At 38.1% G+C, this 20,081-nt stretch carries 20 protein-coding genes, 1 tRNA gene and 2 pseudogenes; 9 read left to right on the forward strand and 14 right to left on the reverse strand.

Annotated features, from left to right (window positions below):
• The first annotated feature begins 2 nt into the window (after positions 1-2).
• From N8A89_RS09975 to N8A89_RS09995, 5 genes are all read left to right on the forward strand, one after another.
• A complete protein-coding gene (locus N8A89_RS09975; protein WP_281542136.1) occupies positions 3-173 on the forward strand; it encodes a DUF6747 family protein in 171 nt (56 codons plus the stop codon).
• Positions 174-278: 105 nt separating this feature from the next.
• Positions 279-422 (forward strand): hypothetical protein, encoded by a 144-nt coding sequence (locus N8A89_RS09980; RefSeq protein ID WP_289644257.1) that lies wholly within the window; start codon positions 279-281, stop codon positions 420-422.
• Positions 423-584: 162 nt separating this feature from the next.
• Complete coding sequence (dinB, locus tag N8A89_RS09985; RefSeq protein ID WP_281542137.1) at positions 585-1,799, forward strand: DNA polymerase IV; 1,215 nt, start codon at positions 585-587, stop codon at positions 1,797-1,799.
• A gap of 81 nt (positions 1,800-1,880) precedes the next feature.
• Positions 1,881-4,880 carry a DNA polymerase III subunit alpha gene (locus N8A89_RS09990; RefSeq protein ID WP_289644258.1) on the forward strand — a complete coding sequence of 1,000 codons (3,000 nt, stop codon included), beginning with the start codon at positions 1,881-1,883 and terminating at the stop codon, positions 4,878-4,880.
• 46 nt (positions 4,881-4,926) lie between these two features.
• Positions 4,927-5,094, forward strand: a complete 168-nt coding sequence (locus N8A89_RS09995; protein WP_281543388.1) for a hypothetical protein — start codon at positions 4,927-4,929, stop codon at positions 5,092-5,094.
• A gap of 75 nt (positions 5,095-5,169) precedes the next feature.
• Here the strand turns inward: N8A89_RS09995 and N8A89_RS10000 are convergent, their stop codons facing one another.
• The 4 genes from N8A89_RS10000 to N8A89_RS10015 form a co-directional block, all read right to left on the reverse strand.
• Positions 5,170-5,295 carry a hypothetical protein gene (locus N8A89_RS10000; protein ID WP_281542138.1) on the reverse strand — a complete coding sequence of 42 codons (126 nt, stop codon included), beginning with the start codon at positions 5,293-5,295 and terminating at the stop codon, positions 5,170-5,172.
• A gap of 3 nt (positions 5,296-5,298) precedes the next feature.
• Complete coding sequence (locus N8A89_RS10005) at positions 5,299-5,475, reverse strand: DUF6747 family protein (RefSeq protein WP_281542139.1); 177 nt, start codon at positions 5,473-5,475, stop codon at positions 5,299-5,301.
• Positions 5,476-5,779: 304 nt separating this feature from the next.
• Positions 5,780-5,971, reverse strand: a complete 192-nt coding sequence (locus N8A89_RS10010; protein ID WP_281542140.1) for a hypothetical protein — start codon at positions 5,969-5,971, stop codon at positions 5,780-5,782.
• Between the two features lie 448 nt (positions 5,972-6,419).
• Positions 6,420-6,935 carry a porin family protein gene (locus N8A89_RS10015; protein WP_281542141.1) on the reverse strand — a complete coding sequence of 172 codons (516 nt, stop codon included), beginning with the start codon at positions 6,933-6,935 and terminating at the stop codon, positions 6,420-6,422.
• Positions 6,936-7,278: 343 nt separating this feature from the next.
• Here N8A89_RS10015 and N8A89_RS10020 point away from each other — a divergent pair, with 343 nt between their 5' ends.
• Both N8A89_RS10020 and N8A89_RS10025 read left to right on the forward strand, forming a co-directional pair.
• The gene (locus N8A89_RS10020; RefSeq protein WP_281542142.1) at positions 7,279-8,223 is read left to right on the forward strand and encodes a GlxA family transcriptional regulator; all 945 of its coding nucleotides are present in this window, start codon (positions 7,279-7,281) and stop codon (positions 8,221-8,223) included.
• Between the two features lie 190 nt (positions 8,224-8,413).
• The gene (locus N8A89_RS10025; RefSeq protein ID WP_289644259.1) at positions 8,414-9,364 is read left to right on the forward strand and encodes a hypothetical protein; all 951 of its coding nucleotides are present in this window, start codon (positions 8,414-8,416) and stop codon (positions 9,362-9,364) included.
• 271 nt (positions 9,365-9,635) lie between these two features.
• On the opposite strand, the gene N8A89_RS10030 is transcribed toward N8A89_RS10025, so the two are convergent.
• From N8A89_RS10030 to N8A89_RS17790, 7 genes and pseudogenes are all read right to left on the reverse strand, one after another.
• Positions 9,636-10,091, reverse strand: a complete 456-nt coding sequence (locus tag N8A89_RS10030; protein WP_281542144.1) for a toxin-antitoxin system YwqK family antitoxin — start codon at positions 10,089-10,091, stop codon at positions 9,636-9,638.
• 660 nt (positions 10,092-10,751) lie between these two features.
• Positions 10,752-11,051, reverse strand: coding sequence for a hypothetical protein (locus tag N8A89_RS10035; protein ID WP_289644260.1), 300 nt, complete (start codon positions 11,049-11,051; stop codon positions 10,752-10,754).
• Between the two features lie 50 nt (positions 11,052-11,101).
• Positions 11,102-11,938 carry a hypothetical protein gene (locus tag N8A89_RS10040; RefSeq protein ID WP_289644261.1) on the reverse strand — a complete coding sequence of 279 codons (837 nt, stop codon included), beginning with the start codon at positions 11,936-11,938 and terminating at the stop codon, positions 11,102-11,104.
• Positions 11,939-12,158: 220 nt separating this feature from the next.
• Positions 12,159-12,293, reverse strand: a pseudogene (locus N8A89_RS17785) (hypothetical protein); the annotation flags it as partial.
• A gap of 18 nt (positions 12,294-12,311) precedes the next feature.
• Positions 12,312-12,992, reverse strand: coding sequence for a hypothetical protein (locus N8A89_RS10045; protein WP_281542147.1), 681 nt, complete (start codon positions 12,990-12,992; stop codon positions 12,312-12,314).
• A gap of 134 nt (positions 12,993-13,126) precedes the next feature.
• Entirely contained in the window at positions 13,127-13,939 is an 813-nt protein-coding gene (locus N8A89_RS10050; protein ID WP_289644262.1) for a hypothetical protein, read from the reverse strand.
• Positions 13,940-14,096: 157 nt separating this feature from the next.
• Positions 14,097-14,327 (reverse strand): annotated as a pseudogene (locus N8A89_RS17790) (LytR/AlgR family response regulator transcription factor); the annotation flags it as partial.
• Positions 14,328-14,572: 245 nt separating this feature from the next.
• Between N8A89_RS17790 and pckA the strand changes: the two are divergent.
• Together pckA and N8A89_RS10060 are read left to right on the forward strand one after the other, a co-directional pair.
• A complete protein-coding gene (pckA, locus tag N8A89_RS10055; protein WP_281542150.1) occupies positions 14,573-16,198 on the forward strand; it encodes a phosphoenolpyruvate carboxykinase (ATP) in 1,626 nt (541 codons plus the stop codon).
• Positions 16,199-16,209: 11 nt separating this feature from the next.
• A complete protein-coding gene (locus N8A89_RS10060; protein WP_281542151.1) occupies positions 16,210-18,213 on the forward strand; it encodes a fumarate reductase/succinate dehydrogenase flavoprotein subunit in 2,004 nt (667 codons plus the stop codon).
• 321 nt (positions 18,214-18,534) lie between these two features.
• On the opposite strand, the gene N8A89_RS10065 is transcribed toward N8A89_RS10060, so the two are convergent.
• The 3 genes from N8A89_RS10065 to trxA form a co-directional block, all read right to left on the reverse strand.
• Positions 18,535-18,608, reverse strand: a tRNA-Asp gene (locus N8A89_RS10065).
• A gap of 74 nt (positions 18,609-18,682) precedes the next feature.
• Positions 18,683-19,612 carry a DUF58 domain-containing protein gene (locus N8A89_RS10070; protein WP_281542152.1) on the reverse strand — a complete coding sequence of 310 codons (930 nt, stop codon included), beginning with the start codon at positions 19,610-19,612 and terminating at the stop codon, positions 18,683-18,685.
• Positions 19,613-19,682: 70 nt separating this feature from the next.
• Positions 19,683-20,000: a thioredoxin gene (gene trxA, locus N8A89_RS10075; RefSeq protein ID WP_281542153.1), complete on the reverse strand. Its 318-nt coding sequence runs from the start codon at positions 19,998-20,000 to the stop codon at positions 19,683-19,685.
• Positions 20,001-20,081: the final 81 nt, after the last annotated feature.

Raw genomic sequence — 20,081 nt, forward strand, 5'->3', positions numbered from 1 at the left:
TTATGAAAACAGCACTACTTATTAAAGAGATTTATCTGGAAGGTTTTAGAAACCTTGGAAATTATATTCTAAAGAATTATTTGAAAGTTTTTGCCTGGTTCTGTTTTGGACTGATTGCCATAGGGCTATATGCCTTGCTTTTTAGAATGTATACCGGTTTTGCTTTTGATTAGCATAATCTAATTAAGAAAAGCCCTTGACTATAGGTTAAGGGCTTTTTTGTTGGAAGGATTTTGTCGGATTCTTTTTGCTATTTTAGTGAGCTTTGATGCTTTTAGATGAAAACGACCACCATTATACTCATTTCCATAGCGCTTTACATGTTGTTGTTAATTATGCTAGGGTTATATGCCAATAAAAGAAAGACTTCTCACTCACTTAAAGACTTTTATTTGGCTGGTGGAAATCTAGGTCCGTTTTGAAATGAATCTGATTTTGGGACTACCACTATGGTTGGTCAGTTGCATTTTGGTTGTTTTTCTAATAGCGTGTTTTACCATATTTATTATTAATAGATATTGGAAATAATCCAAATATTAGGAAATAATCCATAAATTAGCTGTCCTTATTTTAATAGGATAGCAATGCAAAAGACCGTACTACATCTTGATCTCGATACTTTTTTCGTATCTGTAGAGCGTCGACTCGATAGTCGCTTAGAAAACAAGCCCATACTTGTTGGCGGACTTAGTGACCGCGGGGTCGTGGCAGCCTGCAGCTATGAGACCCGTGGGTATGGTATCCACTCAGGTATGCCTATGAAAATGGCAAAGGAATTATGTCCCGAAGCTATTCTCATTAAAGGCAACGCGGGTACTTATAGCTATCATTCCGATTTGGTTACAGAGATTATAAAAGAGCACGTGCCACTTTTTGAAAAATCAAGTATCGATGAATTCTATGCAGATTTAACCGGTATGGATCGCTTTTTTGGTTCCTACAAATATGCTTCTGAAATACGACAAAAAATCATAAAAGAGACCGGGCTCCCTATTTCCTTTGGTCTTTCTATAAACAAAGTGGTTTCGAAAGTGGCTACAGGCCAGGCTAAACCTAATAACCAATTAAAAATCGACTACGGACTTGAAAAAACTTTTTTGGCTCCACTTTCCATCAAAAAAATACCCATGGTGGGCGATAAGACCTATCAGATTCTTCGGAATTTAGGTCTTAGGAAAGTACGGACCGTTCAAGAAATGCCTATGGACGTTATGCAACGCGTACTCGGCAAAAACGGAAAAGTAATCTGGAAACGCGCCAATGGAATCGATCATACACCTGTGCTTCCATTTTGTGAACGAAAATCCATTTCTACCGAACGTACTTTTGATAAGGATACCATTGATGTAGTAAAGCTGCGTGGTATTTTAATCGCCATGACCGAGAATTTGGCCTATCAATTACGACGGGGCGAAAAATTAACGGCCTGTATCACCGTGAAAATTAGATATTCCGATTTTAACACCTATTCCAAGCAATTGCGTATTCCCTATACCAGTGCCGATCATATTTTGATTCCAAAGATTTTAGATTTATTCAGAATATTGTACAACCGCAGATTATTGGTTCGGTTGATAGGAATTCGATTCAGTCATTTGGTCAGTGGAAATTATCAAATCAACCTATTCGAAGATACTGAGGAGGCTTTGAGTCTTTATCAGGCTATGGACCATATTCGAAACCGTTATGGGGATAAAAGTGTGGTGCGCGCCTCAGCCATGGGCAAGAATACGATAGGTAGAATGCACAACCCGTTCAACGGTCAGCCGCCCATAGTGCTGGCGCATAGAAAACAGTAAAAAATGGGTTGGCCGTCGTCAGTTGACAGTTCATGGTTCTAATGTTCGACCGACAACCAACAACAAGAAATCATTAACCGTTTGTATTTAAACTGCCATACATATTACAGTCTTCGCTTCGGAACCTTTTCTGAAGAAGAACTCTTGCAGTTAGCCCAAAAGAACCATGTAACACAATTGGTGCTAACTGATATCAATAATACATCGGCAGGACTAAATTTTGTAAGATTGGCTCCTGAATATAACGTAAAGCCTATTTTAGGTATCGATTTTCGAAACGGTGTAGATCAGTGTTACATTGGTATTGCAAAGAACAACGACGGCTATTTGGAGTTGAATAATTTTCTTTCGGAACATCTTCACGAGGAAAAGGAATTTCCTTCTACCGCTCCACATTTTACCAACACCTATACCATATATCCCTTTGAAAAAATACTGGAGAACGATCAATACAGGTTTGCAGCGCATGAATTTGTTGGGATATCCATCGCTAATCTTCGGAAACTTCCCTTTTCAAAAGTATTGAAATTGAAAGAAAAGCTGGTCGTGCAGCAACCGGTCACCTTTAGGAACAAAACTGATTTTAATGCCCATAGGTTATTACGTGCCATTGACAATAATATACTGTTAAGTAAATTAGAGAGGACCGAAGAGGCCAATGAAGACGAAAAAATGATTCCTGTTGAGAATCTGGTCGCCGCTTTTTCAGAATACCCGTTTATTCTAGAAAATACGGAGCAGTTGTTGAACTCCTGTTCCATTAATTTTGACTTTTCAAAAAATAGGGAACCACAAAACCTAAAAACATATTTAGGGAGCCGGGAAGAGGATGAGGTGCTACTGGAAAAATTATGTCAGGAGGGATTGTCCTATCGTTATCCAGATGGGGGCGAACACATAGAAGAAAGGCTATATAAAGAATTGGGATTGATAAAGGAACAAGGTTTCGTCTCTTACTTTTTAATCAATTGGGATATTGTTTCCGAGGCTAGCAGAAGAGGTTTTTTTTATGTAGGTAGGGGTAGTGGTGCCAATAGTATTGTGGCCTATTTACTTCGTATTACTGATGTGGACCCCATAGATTTGGACCTTTATTTTGAGCGCTTTATGAATTTATATCGTGCTAATCCACCGGATTTTGATATTGATTTTTCACATCGGGACAGGCCTGCCATGACCCAATATATTTTTAAACGCTTTGAGCATGTTGCCCTTCTGGGAAGCTATGTAACGTTTAAAGACCGAGGTGTAATTCGTGAATTGGGCAAAGTATTTGGGCTTCCCAAAAGTGAAATTGATTTACTTTCCGAGGGTAGGTATGATAGGTTAACACTGGATGGAATTTCTAGATTGGTAGTCAAATATGGCCAGTTAATTAAAGGAATGCCCAATTATCTGAGTATACACGCCGGAGGCATTTTAATCTGCGATAAACCCTTACATTGGTTTTCGGCTACGAGCCTACCTCCTAAAGGCTTTCCCACTACACAATATGATATGGTCATCGCAGAAGATGTGGGGCTTTATAAGTTTGATATTCTAGGACAGCGGGGGTTGTCAAAAATTAAGGAATCGTTGGAAATCATCGCTTATAACCGAACCGATGAGACCGATAGTTTTGATATTCATGATATTAAAAAATTTATTAAGGATCCAGTGATTAACAACCTCATTAAAACGGCACAGTGCATGGGTTGTTTTTATGTAGAATCGCCTGCCATGCGGATGCTGCTTAAAAAGTTGGAAGTCGATAATTACTTGGGTTTAGTGGCGGCAAGTTCCATCATTCGTCCCGGAGTAGCAAAAAGTGGCATGATGCGGGAATATATTCTTCGTCATCGTAATCCAGGTAGAACCGAAGAAAAGGCCCATCCCGTAATGTTGAAAATCATGCCCGAGACCTACGGCGTAATGGTATATCAGGAAGATGTTATAAAGGTGGCCAATATTTTCGCCGGACTTGATTTGGGCGAGGCCGATGTCTTACGCCGTGGTATGAGCGGAAAATTTCGTTCGCGTGAAGAATTTCAAAAAGTAAAAGAAAAGTTCATTGCTAATTGCCGAAAAAGGGGAGAGGATGACAAAATTATTTTTGAAGTGTGGGAGCAGATTGCAAGCTTTGCCGGTTACGCTTTTGCAAAAGGGCATTCGGCCAGCTACGCGGTGGAAAGCTATCAAACACTTTTTTTACGCGCCTATTATCCGTTGGAGTATATGGTGGCCGTACTCAATAACGGAGGGGGATTCTACAGTTCCGAGTTTTATGTACACGAAGCCAGAATGTTGGGTGCAACTATTCAGTCACCCTGTATTAATAGAAGTTCAAACAAAAATGTAATCTATGGAACGGCTATTTTTCTTGGATTTGGATATCTCCGTGAATTGGAAGACCGTGTAGCGGAACGTATTTTAAAAGAGCGGTCACAGAACGGAAATTTCATATCCTTAGAAGACTTTTTAGACCGTGTTCTTATAACCGTAGATCAAATAAGTATCTTGATTAGAATCGATGCCTTTAGGTTTACGGGAGTCAATAAACATGAATTGCTTTGGAAGGCACATCTTTTCCTCAATAAAAATATAAAAATAGACCACCCAAAACTGTTCAAGGCCGAACACCAAGATTTTAAGATTCCGCAATTGCATACCTCGGATCTAGAAATGGCCTTTACACAGTTGGAGCTCTTGGGTTTTTGCTTGTGCAGCCCTTTTGAATTGTTGGAGGAGCCGCCAAAAAATACGAACGGGAGTAAAGATTTGGAGCGTTACTTGAACCATCGTATCGATATTTACGGGTACTTGGTTACCGTGAAAAATACCAGAACCCATAATGGGAAAAACATGCATTTTGCAACAATGATAGACCAGCAGGGAAAAGTTTTTGACACGGTACTTTTTCCACCGGTCGCCGCCAAATACAGTTTTAGAGGTAGGGGTATTTACAGATTTTACGGAAAGGTCGTTAGTGAATTCGGTTTTTTAAGTATCGAGGTCATTAAAATGCGGAAACAGGATTATATTCAAGATCCCAGATATTCGGATATGAAGACCAGTACTAAGGTGTTCAACAAAATTAAGTGAAATCAAACAAAGCAAAAGTTTCTAGCACTTAGAAATAATTAAGTACATGGCCCAAAATCCAATAGAGCAGGATAAATACGAAGATACTGCCTATACATCCGCATTTGCCACCACCTATTTTTCTGGCCCCGTACCAGGCACCGAGAATTTGAATCAGTTTTTTCATGATATGAAATATAAGATTTTATGGTGCGAATATCTAACCGAAGCTTAGCAAATATTGATTGAATTTATCACTTATGCCAAGTACACAATCCTTGCTCTGAATAGAACATACAGCAATATTGACTTAAAAACCGACAACGGTCCCCGTCCAAGAAGCCGATGTCATTTTTGTAATCAATAAAAGAACAACAGCAACGAATAAACAGCAAGTAATAGCAAGCACTTTCTCATAGTTTAGTTTTTTATACATGGTTTAAATATTTGAAAAAACAAATCCAGTGGATACCCTATATACAAAGGCATATAATACCACCGCGTACATAGCGAGTGCGAACCACAAAAAGGCTTTAAAATAATTCTTGACGATATAATTGCCTAAATCTTTGAATCCTTGAACATAAATTTCCTTTATCAGTATAACTGTTTTCATAAATAGGGGTTTTTGTATTCTTGGCCAAGATTGCCATAACGCCCCAAATCTTTGGAATTATTCGAAAAACGTGTAGAAAATGTCGATAGCGGGTCGCTAAATGACGAGTTACCCATATTTTGGGTATTTCATCGAGCTTCGGCAATTTTTGGTAATTCGTTTAGTTGCTCGATTTTGGGTTCAAATGTAGTTTAAGGATACCCATAAGATGTGCCGATTATGTGATATGAGAATCAAAGGAAGAAAAGAAAATGATTTTATAATTGTCCCGATACTCAAAGACTTCGGGTTCTATAGGTAGCAATTATCGTCTTGGAGCATCCAGTTCCGCAATGCTGTTCTTTAGTTCTTGCAAAGGGTGATACATCATATCACTTACCTCGTTTTGAATTTCGGTCGAGTATTGAAAGTAAACTATCGCACCTACTACTATGACTAACAATAGTATTAAATCCGATAACGTTTTTGCGTCTATTTGCTTTGTGATGTTTTTCATAACTGGTTGGTTCTTAAGCGAAAGATAAATAAATTAGAATTAGTTAACAAATAATTAAGAAAAATGATTCGCTAAATCGGGAGTTTTAGAGCTTGTAAAATAACACTTGAATTCACAAAGGGACTTTTAGCTATTGACGAAGGTCTGGAAGGTCTCCAAACTCGTGTAGAATCACCTCATCAAAAACTTTATATTGCCGTATACAAAAAAAGCTCCCAAATTTCTTTGAGAGCTTTTGCGGTCTGGACGGGACTCTAACTTTTATCCAAAACTCCCCATATCAATGGCCTACCACAGGGACAATTTTGAGGCTCACCGTATTGCTCACTTTTTAACATGAATTTAACGTTGGGCTAATGTTTCTAACTGTTACTCTAGGATTTTTACGACTCATAAAAAGTTGGTTTCTTGAACTCTGGAAAAACTTGGTTTGAGTGCTTTTCAATGGTTAAAAAAAGTAATAGCCCGCAGATACCTGGAAAACAGCATTCTTGGCATCGATATTTTCTATGGCATCAGTAAGTCCTAAATTATAGCGCAGCTGTACAAAAAACTTTGAAAACTCAACACTTGCACCCAGTGCAGCACTGATGTCAAAACTGTCAAGATCGTCAAGGTCAGAGCTGCCATTAGCGGTTAGGCCAAACTGAGGGCCAGCCTCCAAGCTTAGGATTTTTGCAAACTTGAATTTGGCCAAGATTGGAATGTTCAAATAATCGATATCGGTATCTTCAATACCCTGGGCCGAATAAACAATTTCGGGCTGAATGGCAAAACCTCCGAGGCCAATTTGGGCCACTGCTCCTACATGATAGCCAGTACGGCCATCGAAGCTATCAAAAACAGCATCGCCATTGAGCGTTGCAAAGTTGACACCTCCCTTTAAACCAAATTTAAAATCCTGAGCTTGCGAAGGACATACAAAACCAATAACAATCACAATAAACATAAATAACTTCATCATCAGGGTTTTATAGTTAAAAGCATTTCAAATTTATAGCTAGAATTTACAAAAAGTTTTTAAATTCAAAATATCTAATTACTGGTGATCAGCATATTTTTGTCATAAAAAGATTCCCGATTCTGTTAAGGTTTAATGTTTTTATTCAAACCGATCATTTTTCTTGCCAATCAATCATTCAATGAATCTTAAGAATATGTTTACAAGTTTAATGGTGTTCTAGTTCTAGAATTGGCTCGATTTTTAGGCCTGTATAGATTATTGAATCACCAACTATAAATTTGTTGTCCTGATTCTGAGCTAAAATGTCCTATAAACTTAGTATCGTAACCTTTAATTTTGGTACATGTCAAAGAGTACCAACATACATCGCATTATAGTTTTTCTATGTCCTCCCAAAGTCCATCTATTGGATATAAGTGGTTCCGCCCACGTATTTTATGAAGCTATGGAAATGGGAGCTCCTATCGACATACTCTTTGCAGGTATCAATTCGGATACGGATGCCATAAGTAGCGCAGGCCTAAGCTTTTCAAAGTTGGTGCCGTTTACGGAAGTATCCCTCACCCCGAATGATTTTGTCATCATTCCGGGAAGCGAGGATATTTTTGAAATTATTGCTGAAAATAAGCATTTATTGGATTGGTTAAGCAACTTGAACCTCGAAGGAGTCAACCTATGCTCTATTTGTATAGGCTCATTTTGGTTGGCAGAGGCGGGTATATTGAACAACAGAAAGAGTACCACACATTGGAAATATTTTGATGAATTCACGGAAAAGTATCCACAAGTAACCTTGCAAAAAGACAAGCTGTTTGTTATCGAAGAAAATCTATATTCAAGTGCCGGTGTATCTTCCGGAATGGACCTTTCACTACATATATTGGAACAGTTATTCGGGTTTGACTTATCCTTAAAGGTATCCAAGGAAATTGTTTATTTTTTTCGCAGAGCAGGTGGAGATCCCCAACTAAGTACCTATCTCATGTACAGGAACCATATCGATACCCGGGTTCATGATGCACAGGATTTCATCATGAAAAACATCAATACTTTTTTTAACATTGATGATGTTGCAGATTTGGTTCACATGAGCAAAAGAAACCTTTCGAGACGGTTCAAAAACTCGACAGGATTAACTATAGGCGAATACATAGGGCTTATAAGGGTGGAAAGGGCCTCAAACCTCTTGGAAAAACGTATGAAGATGGAACAAATTACCGGAGAGTGTGGATTAAGGAGTACCAACCAATTGAGAACGCTGTTAAGAAAACACCATATCATTAATTAACAACATATTGTTGAGACTGATTGGTAATTGAATTATTAATCAATTTATGAAACGAAATTTTTTAACCTTACTCATCATAATATTACACTTTTCCTGTCAAAGCGGAAAGGGGGAATATGTTTGCAGACCTTGTGCATTGTCCTGCGATGAACTTGTTTTTGAAGAACCTGGGAAATGCCCCCATTGCAAAATGAACCTTCTAAAGAGGAGCGATGTGGTTTCAAAAGAGGAACCGGTTTTGAACGAAATAATCATTGGAAACGGTTCGGGTGAAATCTTGGTGGAAGGCGGATTTCAAAAAGAAAGAACCATAAAGGTCCATTATTACAGACCGGAGAATTTCACACCTGAAACTAAAGTAGTCTACGTAGTCCCCGGTGCCGGTAGAAACGGAGACGATTACAGGGACGCCTGGATCGCAAAAGCTGATGAATACAACCTACTTGTGCTATCACCTGAATATTCCGAAAAGAACTATCCTGGATTCTGGAGCTACAACTTGGCAGGAATGGTCACGGATATACAAATGAACAAGGAACGGACGGAGGCAATCAATTTTAAAACAAGTGAAAAACCCAAAGAATGGATCTATGACGATTTCGACCGAATCTTTAATTTGGTGAAAGATGTCCTTGACTTAAGCAATAACAGTTATGACATGTTCGGGCATTCTGCAGGAGGACAAGTACTGCATCGTCTAGCTATTTTTAAACCTTACAGCAAAGCCGATAGAATTTTGGCATCCAACTCCGGGTGGTATACCATTCCTGTGGATAACCAGGAATTTCCTTATGGTCTCAAAGGCAGTAGAATAACATCCAAAGACATAGATTTTAGCTCGAATCTTATTCTTTTTCTGGGTGAAAAGGATGATGCGAACGAGACCAGGGGAGATTTAAGACATTCCCCGGATATCGATATACAAGGGTTATATCGACTTCAAAGGGGAAAATATTTTTACAGCAGGGCAAAAGCGATAGCAACCGAACTAGAAACCGATTTCAATTGGAAGTTGGAAATAGTTCCCGGAGTTGGCCACGATTATCAGGCAATGGGCAACGCGGCAGCTGACTATTTGTATTCAAAGAAAAAGGACGAGAAACTAAATAGTGTTGGTTTTACGAATTTTAACACGAAATAGGAGTATTATAGTTTGGCCCGTTGTGTCAATAATTTCCATCCAAAATTACATTGTTTGTATTGTCATGTAATAATGGGACTTGTATCTGATTTTTACCAAGGATTGATTTATCAGTGCTAAAAACCTTCCATAATTAATACGATGATTCTATTTGAAAGTCGACTATTATCAAAAAAATAAAGAAATCATTTTCGTTAGAACATTTTTTAGAACCATTTGGTTCGCCTTGTTCAAAACCAACTTCTATTTTAACACAAGAAAGGAATGAGGATTACCTAGTAAAAAATCGTTTACTCACAACATTTCCTTTCCGGTCGTAAAATGTCCACCAGCCCACCTTGTTTTTCAAGTGAACATATTTACCTTCTCCTTTAACACTTCCATCTTCGTAGAATAGTTTTGCCGGACCTTCAGTTTTGTTATTTACATAGGTGCCTTGCGATTCTTTACTACCATCTGGATTGTAATTAATCCAAATACCATTTCCGATACCGTCTTTAAATTGCTGAACAGATTCTAATTCGCCATTATCATATCGAGCAAACAACCAACCAGTATAGGGCTCATTACTTGCATTTTCAAAATACTGTTGACCATAATGAGTTCCATACTTTACGCTGGCATCATTCATGGAAACCATTTCTGATTCGGGAGGTAATGTAATGTTATCATTTTGCGCATACCCTGCAAAATGAGCTAAGCATACTAAGAATACAATTTTTTTCATAAAGCTATTTTTTCTAAGTAAAATAAAAGTTTGCATATCTAGTAAAGTTTCAGATATCTTTTCATTTCCTTGTCTACTATTAAAATAAAAGAGGTCTCAGTCTCTTGAAATGTTACGTGAAACTTCGGATTTTTATGCGTTATCAACTGGCCTCAAATCTTTAGTGTTGACCATTAAAGATTACTTCTTTCACTTCGAAACATATGCCATAAATGTAACCTATTGAAATTTAACTCATTATGTTTATTTAAGGTATAGCTGAAATTCGGTATTGTCCAAATATTGGACGGTTGATGTGAAAATTATAGACATAAAAAATCGTTTAGCTAAAGCTTTTTAAACAGAAAATCATAATTATATCGCAATTGAATTAGGTCGATTCAGCAGTAAAAGTTTGAAATTATTGAAAAATAGTTCTCAAATGTTTATAGAAGAGTATGGCAAAACTACTTGTAAAATTGTAGGAAAAATGTCAAAATCAAGGGGGAGATAATTTGGACATATTTTTCTAGGAGAAGTCTTTTAAATAGTTCCTTTTATAAGACTATTAAATTCTTTGTGAAGACGAATTAATTTAGCACTTTATCATCGAAATTTAGTTTATGGATTTGAAAATTAAGTTTGAAAGTTTAATTATTGGTAGTATTCAACACCTTAAGGTTAGATAGGTTTCAATGGCACAAAATGATTGGCTCCAATAACAAAATGCATGTTATCCTTTGGATATAAACCAAAGAAATAGGCCTCAGAAACCCCATTATAGTAGTTTAATATTATCGTATGCGCATTGATTTCATACGTTCCTGCAAATGCGCTTTTTGTGAAAATAGGTTTCCATGCGGTATTACCACCTTTCACTGTTTTCCAAGCAAAGCGGCCTTGATTATCAAAATAAACGGTACTAGCATTGATTACTTTTGACCCTCCAAACGCATCAATGGTATTAAATTTACCTTGCAATCTAAAACCCTTCTTAGCTGACCTTAGTTGGTGCCATTTTTTCCAATTCACTACTTTTTTACTCTTGCTGCGAGTAACGAAAATGATACCATCTTTTTTTCGCCATCTGTCCCAACTATTTGGTTTTCTTTTTTTGATGTTACTATATCAAAAATCTCTAAGGGTTCAGTTGGGTTGGTATACACATCTCCATTTTCATATAAAATACTGACCTTATTCGTCACATAAGCCCCATTTAATCCATAAGAAGTTACGGTTCTTAAGATAACATCGTGAATCTTATTATTGTTTTTTGAAATAGAGGGCTGCTCTTTATTCGATTTTGAAGCTACGGCAATTACTTTAGTTTGGTCTTGAACTTTACTACTATTATAGTTTTCCAGTATTTTTTTTGCCAAGTTTTGAGCAACCCCTGTTTTTAAGTTTTTAGATTGTGCCAGCTGTGCCAACCACATCGCTTTTAGAATCATTGGGTCGTATTTTAACTGTAGCTCTGTATTGCTCAAAGACACATGCTCTTTTTCTAAACTAATGCTATTGAATCGTATTTTTAAATCTTCGTTACTATATGTTTTAGTATCCCTTATTTCTTCGCAAGTAGCGCTGAAAAAAGTGATTACCGTAGTAGGGTTATACGGCATGTAGTCTTTCGCTGTTGCTACTTTTTCATATTCTTCAAAATACGCATTGGATTTAAATACCAAGTTAAACAGAAATTGATTGTACTTTGGTGTTAAAGGTTTTAGCTCTTCCCAAACATTCTGCCTTATACTTTTTCTTAAACCAAGATCTGGGGTATAAGAGTCTTGAGCAGAAACAGTTTTGCTTACTACAACCATATTTGAACATAAAATAAAACCCCAAAATAAACGATGTATCATAATCATAGCCTGATTTTGAATTATTGTCTTTATCTAACTATTTTAAAAATTGAATAGGAACAAAAAACACCTAAAAAGTTCTGTTGTTTCTAAGTAATAAAGATAACGAATCACAAATATAACAATCTATTTATCAGTTAATTAGTTTATTTTTTTACCAATTCTACCCTTCGATTTAATTTTTTGCTTTCGTCGGTGGTGTTGGTAGCTATAGGAGCTAAAGTACCTACACCCTCATCAAAAAGCCTATTTTCTTATACTTGTATTTTGTTTGTAATACATCTTTTATTGCTATGGCCCTTTCTAATGATAATTGACTGTTCAATTGGTAAGAACCATCAGAATCGGTATGACCTACTACCCAAAAGTTTTGGTTGGGTTATTTTGCAAGAATTCTGCTATTTGAATCAATGCAGGTTTTGATTCTGCCCTTTATAATCGCTTTTCCGGTATCAAAATAAATACCATAAATCGCAATTTTCCCTTCCAATGCTATAGCGTTCTTTATAAGTTCAGCATCAATAACAATGTCCTGACGCATATTTGCCTTATCTATAACGATCAATTTATGGGATTTACCCATGATAGCTGTTTTGACCTGAATCCAAATTTCTTTACCATCACTGGTTTTAAAACTATAAAAACCATGTTCGTCGTTATATCTTTCAAATAAGATACTTCCGCCTTCTTTTTCAATGGCATAAGCGTAATTTCTTAAAATCTGAAGTCTAGTCGGAAACTCATAATCTTTATTTTTCCATTTATCTTGGCGGTATTCTATGATGAATTTTCGACCTTCTTTATTTTGTTTCTTACCATTATAGTGGAATTCATGCGAATCAAATTCTACTTCACTATAGGTTCTTATGAAATATTCAGGAAGTCTATCTAGAAACCTGTAATCTTTACTGTTCTCAATATCTTTTTGTGCAGTAACGTTTGATAGTGCAACTAGTGCTAATACTAGAATATAATATTTTTTCATGGTTAATTCATTACATAATTCATCATGTGCTTTTAAAGAAATCCCATATCTCGGTTGCCATTCCGATATCGCCATTTTGTCTGCTAATAATCACCTTAAACAAGTTGTGACATACCGCTGAGCAATTCTAAGCTCGGGTTGCGCGCCATCGACAGCCTTTACAAAAAGCTACTACATATTATTTGTACCTTTGAAATATAAATACTTTTTTACCGTACAAAAGTAATATTGCTAGAAGCGGTTGCCTGGCCAGATGAATTGATACATGTAACCGAAGCAAGATACGTATTCCCTGAAACCAGACCTTGAGCAGGTACCGTTTCACCCACTCCCTCGCCATAAACAATGGAATTGGTTGTAGAAATTCCGCTCCACATAAGGCATTCTTCTAGGTCTAAATCTTGTTCTAAACATGCAGCATCTATAACCACCACGCTATACGCTAAACCAGCACCGCTACCGGTGTTCCAATTTAATGTAATCGGATCTGTATCGGCAACAGCGATAACATCAAGTGTTTCGTTATTCCCGGTCTTTTGGAGGAACCAAGTGCCGTTTGGGGCTACGAAATAACTAAAATCAGCATCACAAACGATTTCTACCTTTCCATCGTCATTGGTATAACTGCCTTGATAGATTCCATTGCCCACTAACTGCCCAAGGTAGTTTCCGCCAACATTTTCACCATCTACATTACCCAACCATGTGCCATCCAGATTACCGTTGGCAGCAGTGCCTATTACTCTTCCAATATCGACCCCAGTTGCACATCCACTATAAGAAAAAAACAATTCTCCTTCAAAATTCCCAGATACTGGTACTTGCAAATAAATAAAGCCTGGTAAAGGATCTTCAGGATTTGTAAGGGCATCCTCTTGATAATAACCGAACCAAAAATCGGTCAATAAATTTGCATTGGGTAATGGTGTTGGTGTTTTTCCTTCGTTGTCTTCACAAGAAATCATAAAAGTGGTTAGCACAATAACAAACAATGTGGCGAAAATTGATTTTCTTTTCATCATAAATGAGGTTAAAGTTTTGCAATAGTCGTTTGCCTGAAAAACAAGACCGCACAAACTACCATTAAGTTAGAGTAATAGCATTTGTTTTTGGGAAAGGAATTAGAATTCGATACGTATTAATTAGAATACGTAAGGTGACCTGTATTTGGTAACTCGGTTATCGATTCAAAAAATCGCATAATACTTTTCTTTTTCGTTTAGAAACGGGGAGTGAAATAGCATTGATGAGCTCAAGCGTATCGTTTTTTCTATTAAAGGAAAGAATATACGCCAGGTTTACAATATAGCTTTGGTGCACCCTAAAGAAATTTTGTTCTTTTAACTTCTCATCAAATGATTTTAAGGTTTTGGATACCAAAATTTTTCGACCGTCCCTTAGATTGAAGTTGGAATAATTGTTACATAAAGCATTGTAAGATTACAAAAATTAGCCATAGAACTATTTTGAAACGTGACAACCGTCATGTTTACTGGAAAACCCGGGTCATATTTTTGTAAATCACCAAACAATGGTATAACGGAAAGATAATTCTTAATCATATAACAAAAGACCGTAATACGGATGAACTAAAAGAAGCCTTCAATTCCATCGTTGCGAAATACAAAATGAATCTTTAACTAAAATTAATAAGTATGGAAAACATATCGGAAAATATTGATTTGGAAAAATATGGATTAAAAAATGCGAACGCCAATTACAATTTGGATGCCGAAATGCTTCAAAAAATTACGGTTGAATGTGGAATGGGAACTGAAACCGAAAACGGTACGCTTTGCGTAAATACGGGAAAATTTACCGGTAGATCACCCCAAGACCGATTTTTGGTCAAAGATGATTATACCAAGGACAAAGTCTGGTGGGGAAGGGTTAATAAACCCCTAAGTTCTGAAAATTTTGACCTTCTCCACACCGAAATTACAAACTACTTATCGGGAAAGGAGATTTATGTTAGGGATGCTTACGTATGTGCAGCTCCTAAATACCGCATGAATGTACGCACTATTACCGAGTACCCTTGGTCGAATTATTTTATCAAAAATATGTTTCTTCGGTTGAACGAAGAGGAACTTGAAAATTTTGAGGAGGAATGGTTGGTACTATGCACACCGGGATATGTTGCAAAAAATCCGCAAGATTTTGGAATTCGAAGTGGTAATTTTTCCATTTTAAATTTCACAAAGAAAATAGCTTTAGTGGGAGGTTCGGCCTATACTGGAGAAATGAAAAAGGGTATTTTCTCAGCCTTGAACCTTATTCTTCCCACAGAAAAAAATGTGTTGCCCATGCACTGTTCAGCAAATGTTGGAGAGAAAGGGGATACTGCAATCTTTTTCGGGCTTTCTGGTACGGGAAAAACCACACTTTCTGCTGACCCAGAACGAAAACTCATCGGCGATGACGAACATGGCTGGACTGCCGATAATACGATCTTTAATTTTGAAGGAGGCTGTTACGCAAAGGTCATTGATCTCACCGAGGATAAAGAACCGGATATTTTTAGGGCGATTAGACCAGGAGCTCTTTTGGAAAATATCGTCTTTAAAAAAGGTACTAATGAAATAGATTATACAGATAGCAGTATTACGCAGAATACCCGTGTAAGTTATCCGATTGAACACATTGATAACATTCAGGTGCCCTCCTACGCAAAGAATCCTACAAACATTTTTTTCCTTACCTGTGATGCTTTTGGCGTTTTACCTCCGGTATCAAAACTGACCCCTGGACAGGCGGCTTATCATTTCATTTCAGGTTACACGGCTAAAGTAGCGGGTACTGAGGCCGGTATTACCGAACCGGTACCATCGTTTTCGGCCTGTTTTGGAGAACCTTTTATGCCCTTACACCCCACTGTGTATGCAGAGATGTTAAGTAAAAAGATGACCGAGGCCGGAGTAAACGTATGGCTAATCAATACAGGGTGGAGCGGTGGCCCCTACGGCGTAGGTTCACGGATTAAATTGAAACATACACGGAAAATGATTTCTTCTATACTAAAAGGTGAACTCGAAAAAGTAGACTATGAGCAACATCCAATTTTTGGTCTGTATATGCCTAAATACTGCCAAGGCGTTCCTACGGAAATACTTGATCCCATGAACACCTGGTTGCAAAAGGGGGCTTATGTCAGCAAATCGATTCAACTGGCACATTCCTTTCATCTGAATTTTGATAAATTTATCAACCAAGCATCGGAAGATATCGTGAATGGTGGACCGTTGATCGATACACATCACGTATTAAATGAACATTTTTAAAATCAATTTACATGACAGTGTTGGATGCCAAAATACCAAAAGGACCCTTATCGGATAAATGGACAACTTATAAAAGTAAGATGAACTTGATAAGTCCCGCCAATAAACGTTCTTTGGATATTATTGTGGTGGGTACTGGACTGGCAGGAGGGTCGGCCGCTGCTACATTAGCGGAATTGGGTTACAATGTCAAATCCTTCTGCTTTCAGGATTCCGCGCGGCGTGCCCATTCGGTTGCCGCCCAAGGCGGTGTCAATGCGGCCAAAAATTATCAAGGTGACGGGGACTCGGTCTATCGCCTATTTTATGATACCATAAAAGGTGGAGACTATCGCTCCAGAGAGGCGAATGTATATCGCCTTGCAGAAGTGTCCTCAAGTATTATTGATCAGTGCGTAGCCCAAGGCGTTCCTTTTGCCCGTGAATATGGGGGACTTCTAGATAATCGTTCTTTTGGTGGGGTACAGGTATCCCGTACATTCTACGCCAAAGGACAAACGGGTCAGCAACTATTGTTAGGGGTATATTCGGCAATGAATCGGCAAATTGGTAAGGGCAAGATTAAGATGTACACTCGGCACGAAATGATGGACGTGGTTATTATAGATGGGAAGGCCCGTGGCATCGTCACTAGAAATTTGGTAACTGGGGCAATAGATAGTCATTCGTCACACGCCGTTGTTATTGCTTCTGGCGGCTATGGCAATCTGTTTTATCTTTCTACCTATGCCATGGGATGTAATGCATCGGCTGCTTGGAAAGCCCATAAGCGTGGCGCCTTTTTGGCGAACCCCTGCTTTAATCAAATTCATCCTACCGCCATTCCTGTGGGTGGGCCTAACCAATCGAAATTAACATTGATGTCGGAATCTTTGCGAAACGATGGCCGTATATGGGTGCCAAAAAGTCTAGAGGATGCAAAAGAAATTCGTGAAGGTCGAAAAAAAGCAGAGGATATACCTGATGCGGATAGGGACTATTACCTGGAACGGCAATATCCTGCATTTGGCAATCTTGTACCTAGAGATGTCGCTTCCCGGGCGGCCAAGGAACGCTGTGATTCAGGTTATGGGGTAAATGTGACCGGCCAAGCCGTCTTTTTAGATTTTGCTTTCGCCATTCAACGGTTTGGTAGGGAAGAGGTGCTTAAAAAAGGACTGGACGAAAATAATAACACCCTAATTTTAGAATTAGGTAAAGAAGTACTTAAGACAAAGTATGGTAATTTATTTCAAATGTATAAAAAAATCACCGACCTGGACCCTTATGAAGTGCCTATGATGATATATCCTACCACGCACTATACCATGGGGGGTCTTTGGGTGGACTATAATTTAATGACCACGGTTTCTGGTCTTTATGCCATCGGGGAGGCCAATTTTTCTGACCATGGGGCTAATCGACTTGGTGCATCGGCGCTGATGCAGGGTCTCGCAGATGGTTACTTCATACTGCCTTACACTATTGGGCACTACCTCTCCAACGATATAGGTACAGGAACCATTCCGATTACTTCGGATGAATTCATAGCCGCAGAGGGTAATGTGACAGCACGTATAGACAGACTGCTCAGCATTAAGGGTTCCAAGTCTGTTGATTACTTTCATAAAAAGCTTGGGGTCATTATGTGGCAACATTGTGGCATAAACAGATATAGGAAAGGCTTGGAGACTGCAATGCTGGAAATAGCCGCTGTACGAGATGAATTTTGGCAACAAGTAATCGTTCCGGGCACTGCCAATGAACTTAATACGGAATTGGCTAAGGCCTGCCGATTAGCGGATTTTCTGGAATTGGGCGAACTATATGCAAAGGACGCGCTTAACCGAGAGGAATCTTGTGGCGCGCATTACAGACTGGAATTCAAGACTGACGACGGAGAGGCACTTCGCGATGATATCAACTACAATTATGTAGCAGCTTGGGAGTTTGTGGGCAAACCCGGCGAGGCGAAACTACATAAGGAAAAATTACTTTTTAAGGATATCCAAGTAAAACAACGAAGTTATAAATAGGAAAAAATATTACGAAAATTACCCTAAAACTGTGACGACAAAAAAATTATTAATCCTTAAAACGCCTAATTAAATGGACGAATTTCCAACAAGCTAAACGTTTATCAAACAGAAGTCCTATTCATGGTCTCTTTTAATGACACCTAAAATTTCACAAGATTTTAGAGTATATGAAGCGAGCGAAACAAAGTTTCGTGCCGGAAGCCTACCATTCACCTCTTAAATTGCACATCTGAACAAGTTCAAAGGTCTTTTTCGATGCAAGTGCGTTAGTTACCTTTTCGAACAAAAAAGCCTTCAACGAAAGTTGAAGGCTTTTTGCGGTCTGGACGGGACTCGAACCCGCGACCCCCTGCGTGACAGGCAGGTATTCTAACCAACTGAACTACCAGACCGTGGCGTTTAGCGTGTGCAAATATACATTGCTTATTCAATTGCACAAACAATTTTATTTAAAAATAAGTTCTAGCTATAAAAATTTGTGACGTTCTACCAGAAAGGTATTTAAAATGGTAGAAAAATCGGCCTTTATGTCAACAGCTACATATTTGATTCTATATTGGGAGCATTTGAGTTTTATAGTGGAAAGATAATTAGTCAATTCCTGCTCATAGGCCTCTTTGATGTTATCGGCATATAGGTCTAGGTACTCACCGGTTTCAACATCCAAGAACCTTTTTGGGGTATTCTCAAAATTGAAGTGTAGTTCTTTCTCCTTATCTAGTAAATGAAAGAGTACAACTTCATGCTTATTGTATTTTAAATGGCGTAGGGCCTCAAAAAGTTCGGCGTCCGATTTTTCTGTTTGGAACATATCCGTAAACAAAAAAATAAGACTACGGCGTTTTATCTTTTCCGCAATTTGGTGTAAGTAGGTATAGGTGGCCGTTTCTTTTGGGGGTTGCTCGGCCATACTAATTTCGCTTAGTTCGGCCAAAAGCATTTGAAAATGTCTTTCACTTCCTTTTTCTGGGGAGTAATAATTGTACTTATCTGAATAAATACTAAGGCCCACGGCATCTCGCTGTTTCTTTAGCACGTTCATTAAGGCAGCTATTGCGAGAACTGAAAATCCAATTTTGTTAAGGTTTCCAAGTCCCTGTTCTTTTACCTGTGGATAATACATGGATGCCGAATTATCCAAGATCATATGGCATCTTAAGTTAGTTTCTTCTTCGTAGCGTTTGGTATAGAGTTTATCGGTCTTGGCAAAAAGCTTCCAATCTATATGTTTGGTGCTTTCGCCATTATTGTAAATTTTATGTTCCGCGAATTCGGCAGAAAAGCCGTGAAACGGACTCTTGTGGATACCACTGATGAAACCTTCCACGACTTGATCCGCCAGAAGTTCCAGATTTTGGAAAAGCGAGGCCTTGTTTAATTCGGATTGTAGGTTCATTTGTCTAAGATATGACAAAAAAAGGCCTGACAACTGTCAGGCCTTTTTAATAAAATCTTAAATCTTTTATTTATAATGCGGCATCAATTGCATCTGTATAGACTTTCTTTGGGGATACCCCAACTTGTCTGCTTACAATTTCACCACCTTTGAAAACCAATACCGTTGGAATGTTACGGACACCATATTTAGCCGCAAATTCCTGATTTGCATCTACATCGACCTTTCCCACAACCGCCTTTCCTTCATAATCCTTACTAACCTCGTCGATTATTGGGCCTACCATTCTACAAGGACCGCACCACGCCGCCCAGAAGTCTACTACTACAGGTTTATCACTTTTTAATACTACCTCATCAAAAGTAGCGTCTGTTATTTCTAATGCCATTTCTTTTACTTTTATCGGTTACGCAAAGTTAGTCAAATAATTTGCTCAATCCTTACCACTATAAAAGACGTTTTGACTATA

The sequence above is a fragment of the Maribacter aestuarii genome (assembly GCF_027474845.2).
Taxonomy (GTDB): domain Bacteria; phylum Bacteroidota; class Bacteroidia; order Flavobacteriales; family Flavobacteriaceae; genus Maribacter; species Maribacter aestuarii.

Excerpts from the sequence above, each read along its gene's own strand:
- N8A89_RS09975 (WP_281542136.1), top strand. The coding sequence starts at position 3 with ATGAAAACAGCACTACTTATTAAAGAGATTTATCTGGAAGGTTTTAGA.
- N8A89_RS09980 (WP_289644257.1), top strand. The coding sequence starts at position 279 with ATGAAAACGACCACCATTATACTCATTTCCATAGCGCTTTACATGTTG.
- dinB (WP_281542137.1), top strand. The coding sequence starts at position 585 with ATGCAAAAGACCGTACTACATCTTGATCTCGATACTTTTTTCGTATCT.
- N8A89_RS09995 (WP_281543388.1), top strand. The coding sequence starts at position 4,927 with ATGGCCCAAAATCCAATAGAGCAGGATAAATACGAAGATACTGCCTAT.
- N8A89_RS10000 (WP_281542138.1), bottom strand. The coding sequence starts at position 5,295 with ATGTATAAAAAACTAAACTATGAGAAAGTGCTTGCTATTACTTGCTGT.
- N8A89_RS10005 (WP_281542139.1), bottom strand. The coding sequence starts at position 5,475 with ATGAAAACAGTTATACTGATAAAGGAAATTTATGTTCAAGGATTCAAA.
- N8A89_RS10010 (WP_281542140.1), bottom strand. The coding sequence starts at position 5,971 with ATGAAAAACATCACAAAGCAAATAGACGCAAAAACGTTATCGGATTTA.
- N8A89_RS10015 (WP_281542141.1), bottom strand. The coding sequence starts at position 6,935 with ATGATGAAGTTATTTATGTTTATTGTGATTGTTATTGGTTTTGTATGT.
- N8A89_RS10020 (WP_281542142.1), top strand. The coding sequence starts at position 7,279 with ATGTCAAAGAGTACCAACATACATCGCATTATAGTTTTTCTATGTCCT.
- N8A89_RS10025 (WP_289644259.1), top strand. The coding sequence starts at position 8,414 with ATGAACCTTCTAAAGAGGAGCGATGTGGTTTCAAAAGAGGAACCGGTT.
- N8A89_RS10030 (WP_281542144.1), bottom strand. The coding sequence starts at position 10,091 with ATGAAAAAAATTGTATTCTTAGTATGCTTAGCTCATTTTGCAGGGTAT.
- N8A89_RS10040 (WP_289644261.1), bottom strand. The coding sequence starts at position 11,938 with ATGATTATGATACATCGTTTATTTTGGGGTTTTATTTTATGTTCAAAT.
- N8A89_RS10045 (WP_281542147.1), bottom strand. The coding sequence starts at position 12,992 with ATGGCGATATCGGAATGGCAACCGAGATATGGGATTTCTTTAAAAGCA.
- N8A89_RS10050 (WP_289644262.1), bottom strand. The coding sequence starts at position 13,939 with ATGATGAAAAGAAAATCAATTTTCGCCACATTGTTTGTTATTGTGCTA.
- pckA (WP_281542150.1), top strand. The coding sequence starts at position 14,573 with ATGGAAAACATATCGGAAAATATTGATTTGGAAAAATATGGATTAAAA.
- N8A89_RS10060 (WP_281542151.1), top strand. The coding sequence starts at position 16,210 with ATGACAGTGTTGGATGCCAAAATACCAAAAGGACCCTTATCGGATAAA.
- N8A89_RS10070 (WP_281542152.1), bottom strand. The coding sequence starts at position 19,612 with ATGAACCTACAATCCGAATTAAACAAGGCCTCGCTTTTCCAAAATCTG.
- trxA (WP_281542153.1), bottom strand. The coding sequence starts at position 20,000 with ATGGCATTAGAAATAACAGACGCTACTTTTGATGAGGTAGTATTAAAA.